Below are 15,654 nucleotides of genomic sequence, written 5' to 3' on the forward strand. Positions count from 1 at the left end.
AAACGAAACAGCGCCGATGATAGTGTAGCATTTGCTATGTGAAAGTAGGACATTACCAGGCTTCAAATTGTAGAGAGCCCGACTAGAAATAGTCGGGCTTTTTTACGTCTGCAGAAAAGTAAAATGTGCGCAATTAACACACACTCACAGCAACCCCCATCTCGTAGGCCGGGCGAGCGTAGCGACTCCCGACACAAAGAGAGTGTAGCATTTGCTATGTGACTTTCTACCACTGTAGGCACTACGACATCCTACTGCGTAGCGCACCGACTTCAAATTGTAGAGAGCCCGACTAGAAATAGTCGGGCTTTTTTACGTCTGCAGAAAAGTGAAATACACGTAATTAACATTCATTCACAGCATCACCCATCACGTAGGTCAGGCAAGCGCAGCGACTTCTGATGTTAATTTAATTTTTTATTTTTTATAAAAGCTAATTACTTTCATTTCCTTAGATAACAAATTTAATTTTGCTTTGTTACTGTCTTTGATTTAGGATCAAATCAGTTTAAAACCAAGAACTAACAGCCTGTGTATAGATTATTGATTAGCGCCATATCCATTTTATTTTGTTTTTCTGTGTCGGCAGTTGAAGTAACTGATCTATATCAAGATATTTTAAAAGTGGATGACAAAACACGAGATACTCGATTAGCTGCGAGTCGTAAAGCTTTGCTTAATGTTTTAGTGAAAGTAAGCGGTGATGAAACTGCGGATCAAAATAAATTAGCGCAGCAACGTACTAAAGATATTTCTGATTATATGCTTAAGTTTGAATATGACGAGAGAGCAAATGGACAATTGAAACTCGTTGTTAAATTTGAAGCTCGAAAGATCAACGCGCTAATCAAAGAGTTAAACTTACCTTTATGGGGAGTACAACGTCCATTAGTCGCAATATGGTTAGGTATTGAAGACAATTGGCGCAGAGAATTGGTAACACAAGAAAGTTACCCGCAGTTAGAGCAGTTAATTTATGACAAAGCAGGGCGTCGTGGTTTACCTGTTGTTGTTCCATTACTTGATTTACAAGATCGACGTCTAGTAGGTATTCCTGAGGTGTGGGGTAACTTTTCAGAACCAGTAGAAGAGGCCTCTAGACGCTACAGCGCTGAGCGAAGTATTACAGCTAGAATGTATAAAGAACCAGATAGCGAAAATTGGATTTTAGATTGGCGTTTTACTAATGATGATCAATTTGATTCAAATCGATTAACTGGTGATAAACAGCAAATAGTGAGCCAGATGATTGACACCTTAGCGCGAGGCCTTGCAAGCGAGTATGCAATTGATCCAAATGCTTATTATGAACAAGCAACTGCTACGCTCACGCTAAAGGGTACACAAAGTTTTGTTGATATAGAATTAGCGAAACGAAGATTATTGAGCCTGAGTGTTGTTACGCAAGTCAAAATTGTTCGTAAAACACCGGAATTTGTTGAATTTAAACTAAACCATACTGGTAACTTGAGTGATCTTAAAAAAGGGTTAGGGCTAGACTCTTCATTTAAAGATTATGAGGATCCACGCGCATTTTATCATGTTGTTGATAAAAATAGCTTAGAGTATCAATGGGTAACACCATAATGCTAATGTCTGAGCCGATGCAAATGGCACTACCGGTTACTTTACCGGATGACGAAACATTTGCATCGTATTTTGGGGGAGAAGACTCTTTGGAGGTTAATCACCTAAAAGATAGCTTTTCCAAATTAGCAAAAACGTTTCAGTATACATACCTATGTGGTTTAGGTGATTCGGGCAAGTCTCATCTTTTATATGCAACCTGCATAAAAGCACAAGAGCGTGGCTTATCTAATATGCTACTGTCTATGCGCGAAGTAATTGACTTTGGACCTATGGTATTAGACGGTTTAGAAGCGCTTGATGTTCTATGTATTGATGACGTGCATTTAGTTGCAGGGAATGATGCGTGGGAAAAAGCACTATTTAACTTTTTTAACCGGTTTAACGAACCCGGCAAAATGTTAGTAGTAACTGCTGATTTACTTCCTAGCATGCTCAATATATCTCTGCCTGATTTAGAGTCTCGTTTAACGTGGGGAACAACCTTTCAAATTCGTTCTATGAGTGATGACGATAAAGCACAAGCACTTGTTAAGCGCGCTCACATGCGCGGCCTTGAATTAAGTGATGAGTGTGCACGCTTTTTATTAACCCGCTTAAGCCGTGATATGCGAGCTTTATTAGATGTACTCGACAAATTAGATCATGCATCTATGGCTGCACAGCGAAAATTAACTATTCCTTTTATAAAATCAACGTTAAAGCTGTAGTAGGTCTAGAATCTAGACCCTGCTTTCAGTTATCATAAGCTATTATCAGAGCGTGTTTACCTTTCCTGATTGGAATTTGTTTAACTTAAGGGTGCTTTAATCGCGTCGTGAGGACATTAGCATAGTTTTTATATGCAATACCCGAACAACAAAGAGAGTAGCCACAAGATAAACACTTCGAACAACATGCGTTTGGTCTTTATTTAGGGTTATTGCATGACTTATGTAGGAAACTACAGCCCAATGCTTAACCTTATTTAATAGCCAACCACACAGTTGAGAAGCAATCTTGAAAGGCCAACACGCTCTTAAGCAATCACCTTCTGTGAAAGATCAGGTATCGAATGAACTTAGAAAATATATTAGCGCAAGCACTTGAGGCGGTAGCCAGTGCCAGTGAAATAGCGCAGTTAGAAGATATCAGGGTTAATTACCTTGGTAAAAAAGGCGAAATCACTAGCTTACTTAAAACGTTAGGTAAAATAGCACCTGAAGAACGTAAAGAAGCAGGCCAAGTTATAAACCAAGCTAAACAGGATGTGCAAGCTGCTATTAACGAAAAGCGTGAATTGCTTGCAAGTAAAGCACTTGAAGAAAAGCTAGCTGCTGAAACTATAGATGTAACTCTGCCAGGACGTGTTATGCCTACCGGCGGTTTACACCCAGTTACGCGCACTATTGAGCGTATAGAAAGCTTTTTTGGTGAGTTAGGTTTTGAAGTTAAATCTGGTCCAGAAATCGAAGACGATTTTCATAACTTTGATGCGCTAAATATCCCTGAGCACCATCCAGCACGTGCTGATCATGATACCTTTTATTTCAATCCTAAATTAGTACTACGCACACAAACTAGTGGCGTGCAAATTCGTACTATGGAAACTGAGCAGCCACCACTGCGCATTATTTCACCTGGACGTGTATACCGTAACGATTACGACCAAACACATACACCAATGTTCCACCAGGTTGAAGGTTTAATGGTTGATACCGATGTTAGCTTTACGGAGTTAAAAGGTATTTTGCATGATTTTTTACGTAACTTCTTTGAAGAGGATATGGAAATTCGTTTCCGTCCTTCATTCTTCCCATTTACAGAACCTTCAGCTGAAGTAGATGTTATGGGTAAAGACGGTAAGTGGTTAGAAGTACTAGGCTGCGGCATGGTACATCCCAATGTACTTAAGTCTGTGGGCATTGACCCAGAAAAATACACCGGCTTTGCCTTTGGCATGGGTGTAGAGCGTTTAACAATGTTGCGCTATGGCGTAAACGATTTGCGTGCATTTTTCGAAAATGACTTAAAATTCCTGAACCAGTTCCGTTAAGAGTGAAACAATAAAATGAAATTTAGTGAAAAGTGGTTAAGAGAGTGGGTTAATCCTGCTATTGATACGCAAGCTCTTTCGGAACAGCTTTCAATGGCTGGTCTAGAAGTTGATGGTGTTGAGCCTGCTGCTGCCAAATTTAATGGCGTAGTTGTTGGTGAAGTTGTTGAATGTGGTCAACACCCTGATGCAGATAAACTTCGTGTTACCAAAATTAACGTAGGTGGCGATGAGCTACTTGATATCGTGTGTGGTGCACCAAATTGTCGTTTAGGTATTAAAGTTGCTGTTGCAACTGTGGGCGCTGTACTTCCTGGTGACTTTAAAATTAAAAAAGCCAAACTACGCGGCCAACCTTCAAACGGAATGCTATGTGCTTTTGTTGAGCTAGGTATTAGCGAAGAAGGCGACGGCATTATGGAATTGCCAAGCGATGCACCAGTAGGCACTGATTTACGTGACTACCTAGGTCTTGATGACAATATTATAGATGTTGACTTAACACCAAATCGTGGTGATTGTTTAGGTATTAAAGGCCTTGCTCGTGAAGTAGGTGTTTTAAATAGCATTGACGTAAATGTATTAGATATCCCAGCGGTTACGCCAACAATTGATGACAAAGTATCAATTGAGCTAGTTAACGAAGATGCATGTCCTCGTTACCTTGGCCGTGTGATAAAGGGCATTAACCTTGATGCTGAAACACCACTTTGGATGGTTGAAAAATTACGTCGTAGTGGCGTACGTTCTATCGATCCTGTAGTTGATGTTACTAACTATGTATTACTTGAACTTGGTCACCCAATGCACGCGTTTGATTTAAATGCGATTGAAGGTGGTATTAAAGTTCGTAGTGCAAACGCAGGCGAAGAACTTGTTTTATTAGACGGTAATACCGCTAAATTAAACGACACAACACTTGTGATAGCCGATCATAATAAGGCACTTGCAATTGCGGGTATTTTTGGTGGGGAGCAATCAGGTGTTACAGATAAAACATCTGATATATTACTTGAAAGCGCATTTTTTAATCCTGTAGCAATTGCAGGACAAGCACGTAGCTACGGTTTACACACTGATGCTTCACACCGTTATGAGCGCGGTGTTGATTTTGCTCTACAACACGATGCAATGGAACGTGCAACAGCACTTCTTCTTGAAATTGTGGGTGGTCAAGCAGGTCCAGTAGTTGAAGCTGTTGCGGCTGATAAACTACCAAAAGTGACTGAAGTACGTCTTCGTCGTGCACGTTTAGACCGTGTTATTGGTCATCATATTGAAGATGCTAAAGTAACAGATATTCTTACGCGTTTAGGTCTTGATGTTAAAGTAGAAAATGAAAGCTGGAGTGCGGACGTACCAAGCTACCGTTTTGATATTCGCATCGAAGAAGATTTAATTGAAGAAGTAGCACGTGTTTACGGTTACAACAGCATTCCAAATGTTGCACCAACTGCAAAACTTAAAATGACGACACATAACGAAGCAACTATTGCGCTTAGCAAGTTCCGCAATACGTTAGTGACTCGTGGTTACCAAGAAGCAATTACGTACAGCTTTGTAGACCCTAAAGCACAAGCTATTTTACACCCAGAGTGTAAAGCAATGGTATTACCGCATCCTATTTCAATTGAAATGTCAGCAATGCGTGTAAGTTTAATGCCGGGTTTATTAGCGTCTGTAGCGTATAACCAAAATCGCCAACAGCCTCGTATTCGTTTATTCGAACATGGTCTTAAATTTATAAGCGACGAAAGTGCAGAAAATGGTGTTTACCAAGTACCGGTTATTGGCGGTGTTATTACGGGTCTTGTAAATGGTGAACATTGGGTTGAAGAAAAACGCAATGTTGATTTTTACGATTTAAAAGGTGATGTTGAAGCCTTACTTGCAATTACCAATGACATTACTCGCTTTGAAATTAAAGCCGAGCAGTCAGATGGACTTCACCCTGGTCAATCAGCAGTAATATATGTTGATGGTAAAAAGGTTGGTTTTTTTGGTGCTTTACATCCTCAAGCTCAAAAGTCGTTAGATATCAACAACGCAACTTTTGTTTTTGAAATTGAAATGTCAGCAATAGAAAAAAGAAATTTACCGCAAGCCGAAGGGGTGTCTAAATTCCCTTCAAATCGCCGCGACATCGCGATTTTAGTGGCAGACAGCGTTAAATCTGGCGACATTTTAAGCGTGATCGAAAAAGTTGGCGGAAATCAATTGGTTGACCTAAACTTATTCGATGTGTATAAGGGCAAAGGTATTGAGCCAAATTATAAGAGTTTGGCGATTGCTCTAACACTGCAAGCGGTTGATAGAACACTCGAAGAGAAAGATATCAATCTAGTAGTTGATAACGTGGTGGCCGAATTGGCCGAACAGTTTAATGCATCGTTGAGGGACTAGATATGGCGCTTACTAAAGCCGACATAGCTGAACACCTATTTGAAAAGCTCGGGATCAATAAAAAAGATGCCAAAGATTTAGTTGAAGCGTTTTTTGAAGAAATCCGCTCAGCGCTAGAAAAAGGCGAGCAAGTTAAGCTCTCTGGATTTGGTAACTTTGATCTTCGAGACAAAAAAGAAAGACCAGGCCGCAACCCGAAAACAGGCGAAGATATTCCTATTTCGGCACGTCGCGTGGTGACTTTTCGACCAGGTCAAAAGCTTAAAACCCGCGTAGAAGTGGGCACAAGCAAAGCAAAATAAAAAAAGGCAGCGTAAGCTGCCTTTTTATTTGCCTGAATAACCTAGTTATTAAATTATACCAACCTGCATAAATCTTTGATCAATTTAACGAATTACATAACACTATAACGTCGTTAAAATATTTTTATCTAGAACAACTAGATACAAAATTTTTGCCTAGTTCTAGCGTAATTTCCTTAACGTTAAATAGACCCCATACATAAGCAGATTGGTATTAGGTTATTTTTGCGATTATAAATTAAAACTCTCGAGGAGATACAAAATCACCTGCCATTATTTGCTGAAATGTTTGCTCTGCAAGTACATCTAGGCTATCTAAGCTTTTACCATTTGCGACTAATTTCTGCTCAATTTCAAATACATCAATATTTTCAATCCCCGACATTTGCGCTACTTTAGAAAATATATATGCGTGCTTAAACTTATCATGTTTATAAAAAAGACTAATAAGTGATGTATACACTTCCGGATTCGGTATGTTGTCTTTTTTATTGAGCTCTAGAGTTTTATAAAGTAAATCAATGGTTTTTTCATCATCAAATTTAATATAGTACGATGCTAAAAAAAATTGCATTTCGGCACTTTGCGTTACACTTTTATCATTTTCTATAGCCAATAATTTAGTCAACGCACTTTGGTTGTTATTTCGTGACCATTGGTAGTAGAGCAAACCTGGGTGGTTTGTATTTTGGGTATCTTGATATAACCGAGTCATTTCTTTAATACTCGTTAATTGACCATCAATACGTGACGTTTTTTTAGCTTTTAACTTAATATGTTCAATTTTAGAGGCCAAAGTTATGCATTGGTTATAAGATTCAAAGTCCTTGAGTAATTGGTATTTATTTTCATCAGTAGGGTCTTTGTATTCTATGTAGCGTTTGATAATTACATCAGAACGCTCATCCTTGCAGTGACTGTCTTTGTTTAAGTCGCTACAAAAGCCAGGTGTTTCTTTGCACACTTGTGCGAGTGTTAACGGCTCTTCACACCCTGCCAATGTTAGCAAACCCAATAGTACACTTGCTTTTTTAAGCATTCCTTAACCCCAAATGAATATTTACTTTGTTATTCTAACGCAATCATTTAATGCCTAACAGTAGAGAATAACTTCAGTTTAAATTAGAATAGCCCTGCCTGAAGTGCATTACTCTCAAAATATAGTGCATTTTTAAAGGCTATCCGTTCAAAATGATAAACTTAGGTAAATAAAATGACCTCATCTCACGAGTTAGAATACACAAATAGTTGGCAAGAGCGCCAAGATTACGCAGAAAGCATGCAACCAATTATTGGTAAGCTTTACCGTAATCGTGGTATCGAAATCGCTGTATATGGCCGTCCTCTCGTAAATGCCAGTACTATCGATATTATCAAATCTCACAAAACCGTTGCTCAGTTTGAAGGCACTAAATTACGTTTGCGCGAAAGCTTCCCATTTTTAGAAGCTATCAGCAAAATGGAATTAAACTCAGCACGTATTGATATTGGTAAGCTTGCATATAGTTATTTGTTCACTGAAGCCGCAAAAGGTCGTTCAGTAGAAGAGTTTGTAAAAGATGAACTTGCAGAAATAACAGACTCACCAGCGAAAGAGCCACGCGATGTAGTATTGTATGGTTTTGGTCGAATCGGTCGTTTATTAGCGCGTTTATTAATTGAAAAATCAGGTCCATATTCAGATTTACGTTTGCGCGCTATTGTTGTGCGTGGTGGTAAAGATGGGGATCTTGAAAAGCGTGCAAGCTTACTGCGTCGTGATTCAATTCACGGTCCATTCAATGGCTCAATCACGATTGATAAAGAACGCAATGCAATTAAAGCTAACGGTAGCTACATTCAAGTTATTTACGCTAACTCTCCTAGCGAAATTGATTACACTCAATACGGTATCGACAATGCATTAATTGTTGATAACACCGGTATTTGGAAAGACGAAGCGGGCCTTGGCCAGCACCTAGAGTGTAAGGGCGCTGCAAAAGTATTATTAACAGCTCCTGCAAAAGGCAATATCAAAAACATCGTATATGGTGTTAATAACAAAGATATTTTACCTGAAGATAAAATTGTTTGTGCAGCAAGCTGTACAACCAATGCAATTACACCAACGCTTAAAGCATTAAACGATAAGTTTGGTATCAATAATGGCCATGTTGAAACTGTACACTCGTACACGAACGATCAAAACCTTATTGATAACTACCACAAAGCAGAGCGCCGTGGCCGTGCCGCAGCACTCAATATGGTAATTACTGAAACAGGTGCTGCAAAAGCGGTTTCAAAAGCATTACCAGAGCTTGAAGGCAAGTTAACAGGTAACGCAATCCGCGTACCTACACCTAATGTGTCGCTAGCTATTTTAAATCTTAACTTAGCAACAAGCACATCAGTTGAAGAGCTAAACGCATTTTTACGCGATACAGCACTTCATTCAGACTTACGTGATCAAATTGATTACACTGCATCAACGGAAATTGTATCTACCGATTTAGTAGGTAGCCGTTACGCAGGTGTTGTTGATTCACAAGCAACAATTGTTGAAGATAACCGTATTGTTTTATATGTATGGTACGACAATGAGTTTGGTTACAGCTGCCAAGTAGTTCGTTGTATGCGCGATATGGCCGAAGTGTCATTCCCAAGCTTACCTCGCTAATTTATTTGCAGTGACTTAAAAGCCAGCATGTTGCTGGCTTTTTTGGTCGTGTATTATTTTTAAAGCGTATGCCTTGTGATAGGCTTTAATTAAGAAGATGCACATTCGTTTTACTATTTATAAAATAATGTCAGTTCTGTGAATTAATAAGCAGATAAACTTATTCAACCTAAAGGTTTTTTCATGAAAATCAGCAGCAATTTCGACAGTGGTAATATCAAAGTTATTGAAGCCACCGATCCTTTAAATATTCAATTAGAAATTAATAAAGATCACCAGTCTGAATTTTATCAGTGGTTTCACTTTCGTCTTGAAACAACACCTTACCAATTGCATAAGTTAAATATTAATGAGCTTGATAAATCAGCTTACCCAGATGGTTGGGAAGGGTACCAAGCCGTTGCATCATATGACCGCCAAACATGGTTTCGTGTACCATCAAGCTATGAAAATGGCACATTAAGCTTTGAAATTGAACCAGAGTGCGGCAGCGTATATTTTGCTTACTTTGCGCCATACAGTTACGACCGCCATTTAGATTTATTATCTTGGGCACAAAGCCAAGGCGCTTGCCAATTAATAACGCTTGGTGAAACACTCGATGGCCGCGATATGAGTGTGCTTAAAATTGGTGAGCCAAGTGAAGACAAGAAAACCATTTGGATCACAGCACGTCAACACCCAGGTGAAACAATGGCGCAGTGGTATGTTGAAGGTCTACTGCACAAACTTCTTGATGACGAAGACCCACATGCAGCTGCGCTTCTATCAAAAGCAGTTTTTTACGTTGTGCCTAATATGAATCCAGACGGTAGCGCACGCGGACATCTTCGTACTAACGCTAAAGGTGTTAACTTAAACCGTGAATGGCAAACACCAAGCATGGAAAATAGCCCTGAGGTTTACTTAGTGCTTAATAAAATGCGCGAAGCTGGCTTAGATATGCACTTAGACATACACGGCGATGAAGCTATCCCATATAACTTTGTGGCAGGCAGTGAAGGTATTCCAAGTTACGATGAACGCTTAAAAGGTTTAGAAGATAGCTTTAAAGCTGCGCTTTTAACTATTACACCTGAGTTTCAAGATGAGCATGGCTATCCAAAAGATGAGCCAGGTCAAGCTAACCTAACGGTAGGTTCATCAGCTACGGCTGAAGAATTCAAAGCATTAACGTACACAATTGAAATGCCATTTAAAGACAACAACGATTTACCTGATCCAGATTACGGCTGGTCAGATCGTCGTTCGTATCAATTTGGTCAAGATACATTAGCGGCTATTGTTAATGTTGTTGATGATTTAAGATAAAACGTTTATCTAAAAGGGTATCAATGTTTTGATACCCTTTTTGCTTTTAATAAAACCCCTTGTATAAAAAAATAATAATCATATAGCAGCTTTATTCTTAAAACGTTTTCAACGCTTCTTCGCTGCGTATCATCACCGTATCGGTACAAATCAATCTACTTTCATTTAAATACTACAGATGTAGTGCCTTTCGCCAAGCGTGTAATTATATATTTTGAAAATTAAGTGTTAACAAAGTTAGGTTACTTAAGTTAAGATTAATTAAATCATGAGTCGGGACGGGAGAGGTAAAACCTTATTTCGTAAAGCTTATGTAGCGTAGTAGCTAAAGCAGAGTCTCGTAATTAAAAATAATAAATATAACTATAGAGGATATCCATGGAAGCTTTTGTAAGTGCTGTTAATGATGTTGTTTGGAGTAATGCACTCATCTATTTATGCCTAGGCGCAGGCTTGTTTTATTCAGTATTAACTCGATTTGCTCAAGTTAGACATTTTAAAGAAATGTGTAAGTTATTATTTAGTCCTAACACGTCTGATAAAGGTATCTCATCTTTTCAAGCCCTTGCAGTATCGTTGTCTGGACGAGTAGGCGTTGGTAATATCGCTGGCGTTGCTGCCGCTATCGGCTTTGGTGGGCCAGGCGCAATTTTTTGGATGTGGGTTGTTGCATTTTTAGGTGCAAGCACTGCATACGCAGAGTCTACTTTAGGCCAAATTTATAAAACAGAAGAAGATGGGCAATACCGTGGTGGCCCAGCGTACTATTTTGACCGTTGTTTAGGGCAAAAGTGGCTAGCTGTTTTATTTGCTGTTTCGGCGATTATTGCCTGTGGTGTTTTTCTACCTGGTGTACAAGCAAATGCAGTAGGTAATGCGTTTACCCAAGTGTTTGGCAGTGGCAACATGGTTACTACTAGCTTTGGTGACGTAGGTAGCTTTAAGTTAGTCGCTTTAGCAATCATCCTTATTGTTTTAGCGTTTATTATTTTTGGCGGTATAAAGCGTATTGCAAACTTTACGCAAGTAGTAGTGCCATTTATGGCACTGGGTTACATAGTACTGGCATTAATCGTGGTATTTTTAAATTTAGATAAAGTAGCTGATATATTCTATTTAATTATTAGTGATGCATTTACTGCACAGGCTGGTTTTGGTGCCGCTATTGGTTGGGGCGTAAAGCGTGGTATATATTCTAATGAAGCTGGCCAAGGTAGTGGGCCTCATGCTGCAGCCGCTGCAGAGGTTGATCACCCAGCTCAACAGGGTTTAGTACAAGCTTTTTCGGTTTATGTTGATACCATTTTTGTGTGTACTGCAACAGCATTAATGATTTTAATAACGCAGCAATATAATGTTGTGGGTGATTTACCAGCAGGACAGTTTATTGTACAAAATGTCGATGCAGCGACTGAAGTTGGCTCAGCAGCCTTTACTCAAATGGCTTTATTTAGTGTATTTGGCAGCTTTGGACAAGCATTTGTCGGTATTGCATTATTCTTCTTTGCCTTTACCACAATACTTGCTTATTACTTCATTGCAGAGACAAATATTGCTTACTTAAATCGTTACTTTAAAGGCAATATCCCGCTTGTCCTTGTGAAATTTGTGATTATGTTCATGGTTGCATACGGTATGGTTAATAATTCAGGTTATATCTGGACTATTGGAGATATTGGCGTTGGCTTAATGGCTTGGATTAACATATTGGGTATTTTAGCTATTTTCTTTGTAGCTAAGCCAGCTTTGTTATGTTTGAGCGATTATGAGGATCAGAAGAAAAAAGGCGGAAAAATCACATTTGACCCAGTTAAATTAGGGATTAAAAACGCCTCGTTTTGGGAAAAGCGTTTAGAGAAACAGTCAAAAGACGCTGAGTAATTAAACTTAGTGGGCAACTTAGAAAATTATAGCCCCTAAATCAGTTGTTGGTTTGAATTCAAAAAAGACAACGAGAAATAAAACAAGTACAATAAAGGCGCCGAAAGGCGCTTTTTTTATGCGTAGTATGGAGAGAAGTATGGCGATTATTCGTTGCCCAAAATGTGCAAAATCAATTTCAGATAAACATAAGCAATGTCCGCATTGCGAAAGCAACATTGCAGAGCTAAACGACGAGCAAGTTTTACAACTTCAGCGCGAACAGCGAATTAAAAAAAAGCAGATGTTTATAAATCACTCCTTTTTGGCGCTTATCTTATTTTTAGGTGGTTTTTTCTGCTTGTACTTTTTACAACCGCAAGAAGAAACACTTCAGTGGTATGCTTACACTGCCGCAATAGGCATAGGCTGTATCTGGTACCTTATAAATCGTATTATTTTAGTGACTCTAAAAAAGAAAAAATGACATGAACATCGACAATCTTGTACAAAATATTACTCCCGAATTATTCGAACGCTTACAATACGGTGCTTCTACTGGCAAGTGGCCAGACGGTACCGTTTTATCAGATGAACAAAAGCAACAAACAGTGCAGTTGGTTATGTTGTATCAAGCAAAGGTGGCTCAATCAAACGAGCAATTTACGATTGGTGCTAATGGTGAAATGATCCAAAAGACAAAAGCTCAACTACAAAAAGAATTCAAATCAGACAACGAAATAGCTAGGTTTAGTGAACATGATCTTTAAGCACCTTTTTACACCTAAGTGGAAACACCCAAAGCAACAAGTACGTCTTGATGCTATCGAAAAATTAGACATTGAACGTGATGCAACCATATTAAACACGTTAGCACTTGAAGATAGCTCAGCTGAAATTCGCCGTAAAGCGCTGCAAAAGGTAAACAATTTGCCGCTATGGTGGAAAGCGTATAAACAAGATCAAGCATTAAAAGATATAGCAGAGCTGCAAATATCTAATGCTGTTTTAAATAGCGAAAGTACACTAACAGCGCAAATCAAAAGTGAATACATAGAGCGTTTTGCACCTGTTAAAACACTCGAAAAGTTAGCATTTGCAGAAAAAGAACTGCAAGTACGCGTTAAATTATTAAAACGTTTAGCAAATCCAAAATTAGTAGAAAAAGCATTTAAAGAAGGTAGCGAAGAGCTACAAACTCAGTTAGTTGAACTTGTTATTACCCATCAACTAATTAAGCCATTAGTAAAACATGCAAAAGGTGATGCAAAAACAGCTCTTGAAACGCATATTGAAAATGAGCGTTTAGCAATTGAAATGCCACTTCAGGTTGAAAGTTCAACACGTGTTATTTTAGCTAAGTTAAATGCTTTACGTGAAAAAACAGATTTTGGTGTTGTAAATTCACAAGCCGGCGAATTAATGGCCCAGTGGCAAGCACTTGAGCTTAAATGGTTAAGTGATGAACGTGTAAAGCTTCTTGATGAAAAATATACTTCGATTACCACTAAGTTAGATGCACACATTGAACAGATAAAAGCGGTACATGACAAAGAGCAGCAGCAATTAGCGCAACAACAGCGTCAATTATTAGCACTTGCAACACTTGAAGCTTTGGGTGAAGAAATTGAAAATGCCTTACAGCTTGGTCTTGAAACTCCAGAGCAAATTCAACAAGATTGGCTTGATGCAAAAGTAGCGCAAGCTAAGCAAGCTATTAGCGAAACAGAACTTGCTAATAATGCACAATCAAAACTCGCTGTAAGCAAGTTAGAAAAACTATTTACTCAAGTTGCTAAGTTACCCGAGCTAACAACGGCTATTAAAGAGTACAAACTCGCTTTTGCAGCATTATGCGAAATTAAGCCAGCAGAGGATTTAGCACAATACGATGCAACTCTAACTGAATTTAATAATGGCTTTAAAGCAGCGCGTAATCATTTGAATATATTAGATGGCGCACTGCAAAGTACCTTTAAAACACAGTTAAATGGGCATAAAAAGCAATTTTTAGCACCAATGAATGAGCTAGTTAAGCCACTTGAAAAAAACCAAAGCCAAGCAAAGCGCAAAGCTCGTGATGTTAAGCGCCTAATTGAAGAGGGTCGTTTTAATGTTGCTTTTGGCGTGTTTAAAGGCTTTGAAGAGTTATTTAATACACTTACTGAGCAATATCAGCAGCCACTTGTAAACATAAAAGCAGATCTTGAAGCGCAACTTGCAGATGCGAAAGATTGGCAAAAATACGCTGCAGCACCAAAGCGTAAAGCTTTATTAGAAGAAGTAAGTGCATTAGTAAGCGAAGAGTGTACAGACCCACAACAACGCGCAGAGCAAGTAAAAGCGCTACGTAAACGTTGGAATGAGTTAGGTCGTTTAGATACAGATGAAGAAAAGCAACAAGGCGTGCAGTTTGATGAACAAATCGAGCTGTTATTTGCGCCTTGCCGTAGTTACTTCGCAGAGCAAGAAGTACAACGAGAAGCATCTAAAGCACAGCGTGAAAGTATTATTAACGACATGCATGCACTTCACTTACAGCCTACGGCTGAGGATGACTTTGATTGGAAGCAATATGAAAGCCAATACAATCGTTTAAATAAAGCGTGGCGCAGTGTGGGTAAAGTTGACCCTAAAACATACCGTACACTAAACGATCGTTATAAAAATGAACAACAACAAGTACTGGCTTTATTAAACGCATTTCATAAAAGTAATGCAGCACTTAAAAATGAACTAGTTGAAAAAGCGCAGCAATTATCACAAAGTGAAGATTTAGCCGCTGCATGCCAAGAGTTGAAGCAAATGCAGCAGCAATGGCAAACCATCGGCTTTGCTGGTTTAAAGGCTGAAAATGCGTTATGGCAGAAGTTTCGTCAGTATAACGATGAAACATTTACTAAGCGTAGTAGTGAGTTTGAGCAGCAAAAACTCGAGCAAAACGAGTCAGATAAACAAGCAATTGCAGAACTTGCTGAGCTTGAAGCAGCACTTAGTGATGTTAATCAAAGAGCACAGTTGCACGACCTAGAAACAAAAGTGAAAGGATACACGCAATTTAGAGCGTTAGCGCCAAGGGTTACTAAGTTACTAGCTGCTATTGACGATAAACTTGCATTGCTTACAAGTAAATCTGAGCAAGCTAATTTAGATGCATTAATTACTGCACTTGAGAATAATGAAGCGTTACCAAGTCAGTATCAAGCACCGCTTAAAACAGCATTAAATACCGAGCAGCTTATTACGCGCATGGAAATACTAGCGAACGTAAGTTCAACCGATAAGTCACTTAGAATGGCAGAGCAAGTAGCCATGCTAGATGACAAACATCGTGGCGAACATGCTGATTTAAACTATTATTTAAAACAGTTATTAGCGCTCAGTGACGGTTCAGTTGAACCTGACACACTAACGCGACTTAAAGCGACACTTGCAGCTTAATAAAACCAGCATAATATGTGCTGGTTACTATTTTACTAAGCCGCTTTAATAGCGGCTTT

Annotated in this window: 12 protein-coding genes; 11 read left to right on the forward strand and 1 reads right to left on the reverse strand. The window is 38.9% G+C overall.

The window, feature by feature from the left end:
- Positions 1-531: 531 nt before the first annotated feature.
- The 5 genes from H5126_RS19600 to ihfA all read left to right on the forward strand — a co-directional run bounded on the left by H5126_RS19600 (position 532) and on the right by ihfA (position 6,327).
- Entirely contained in the window at positions 532-1,587 is a 1,056-nt protein-coding gene (locus H5126_RS19600; protein ID WP_182721504.1) for a DUF2066 domain-containing protein, read from the forward strand.
- Positions 1,587-2,297 carry a DnaA regulatory inactivator Hda gene (gene hda, locus H5126_RS19605; RefSeq protein WP_002960693.1) on the forward strand — a complete coding sequence of 237 codons (711 nt, stop codon included), beginning with the start codon at positions 1,587-1,589 and terminating at the stop codon, positions 2,295-2,297. Before H5126_RS19600 ends, hda begins: the two co-directional genes overlap by 1 nt.
- A gap of 344 nt (positions 2,298-2,641) precedes the next feature.
- Positions 2,642-3,622: a phenylalanine--tRNA ligase subunit alpha gene (gene pheS, locus H5126_RS19610; protein WP_002960692.1), complete on the forward strand. Its 981-nt coding sequence runs from the start codon at positions 2,642-2,644 to the stop codon at positions 3,620-3,622.
- Between the two features lie 15 nt (positions 3,623-3,637).
- Entirely contained in the window at positions 3,638-6,025 is a 2,388-nt protein-coding gene (gene pheT / locus H5126_RS19615; RefSeq protein ID WP_002960691.1) for a phenylalanine--tRNA ligase subunit beta, read from the forward strand.
- A 2-nt stretch (positions 6,026-6,027) separates the two neighbouring features.
- Entirely contained in the window at positions 6,028-6,327 is a 300-nt protein-coding gene (gene ihfA, locus H5126_RS19620; RefSeq protein WP_002960690.1) for an integration host factor subunit alpha, read from the forward strand.
- A 238-nt stretch (positions 6,328-6,565) separates the two neighbouring features.
- Here ihfA and H5126_RS19625 read toward each other — a convergent pair whose 3' ends face one another.
- A complete protein-coding gene (locus H5126_RS19625; protein WP_182721070.1) occupies positions 6,566-7,366 on the reverse strand; it encodes a DUF2989 domain-containing protein in 801 nt (266 codons plus the stop codon).
- A 174-nt stretch (positions 7,367-7,540) separates the two neighbouring features.
- Between H5126_RS19625 and H5126_RS19630 the strand changes: the two genes are divergently transcribed.
- From H5126_RS19630 to H5126_RS19655, 6 genes are all read left to right on the forward strand, one after another.
- Positions 7,541-8,983, forward strand: coding sequence for a glyceraldehyde-3-phosphate dehydrogenase (locus tag H5126_RS19630; protein ID WP_002960684.1), 1,443 nt, complete (start codon positions 7,541-7,543; stop codon positions 8,981-8,983).
- 183 nt (positions 8,984-9,166) lie between these two features.
- Positions 9,167-10,294 carry a M14-type cytosolic carboxypeptidase gene (locus H5126_RS19635; RefSeq protein ID WP_002960683.1) on the forward strand — a complete coding sequence of 376 codons (1,128 nt, stop codon included), beginning with the start codon at positions 9,167-9,169 and terminating at the stop codon, positions 10,292-10,294.
- A gap of 378 nt (positions 10,295-10,672) precedes the next feature.
- A complete protein-coding gene (locus H5126_RS19640) occupies positions 10,673-12,175 on the forward strand; it encodes a sodium:alanine symporter family protein (protein ID WP_002960681.1) in 1,503 nt (500 codons plus the stop codon).
- Positions 12,176-12,314: 139 nt separating this feature from the next.
- Positions 12,315-12,641, forward strand: a complete 327-nt coding sequence (locus H5126_RS19645; RefSeq protein ID WP_002960680.1) for a hypothetical protein — start codon at positions 12,315-12,317, stop codon at positions 12,639-12,641.
- A 1-nt stretch (position 12,642) separates the two neighbouring features.
- Positions 12,643-12,924: a YeaC family protein gene (locus H5126_RS19650; RefSeq protein WP_007378333.1), complete on the forward strand. Its 282-nt coding sequence runs from the start codon at positions 12,643-12,645 to the stop codon at positions 12,922-12,924.
- Positions 12,914-15,595 (forward strand): DUF349 domain-containing protein, encoded by a 2,682-nt coding sequence (locus H5126_RS19655; protein ID WP_182721069.1) that lies wholly within the window; start codon positions 12,914-12,916, stop codon positions 15,593-15,595. Before H5126_RS19650 ends, H5126_RS19655 begins: the two co-directional genes overlap by 11 nt.
- The last annotated feature ends 59 nt before the right edge of the window (positions 15,596-15,654 follow it).

The sequence above is a fragment of the Pseudoalteromonas sp. SG45-3 genome (assembly GCF_014164075.1).
Taxonomy (GTDB): domain Bacteria; phylum Pseudomonadota; class Gammaproteobacteria; order Enterobacterales; family Alteromonadaceae; genus Pseudoalteromonas; species Pseudoalteromonas distincta.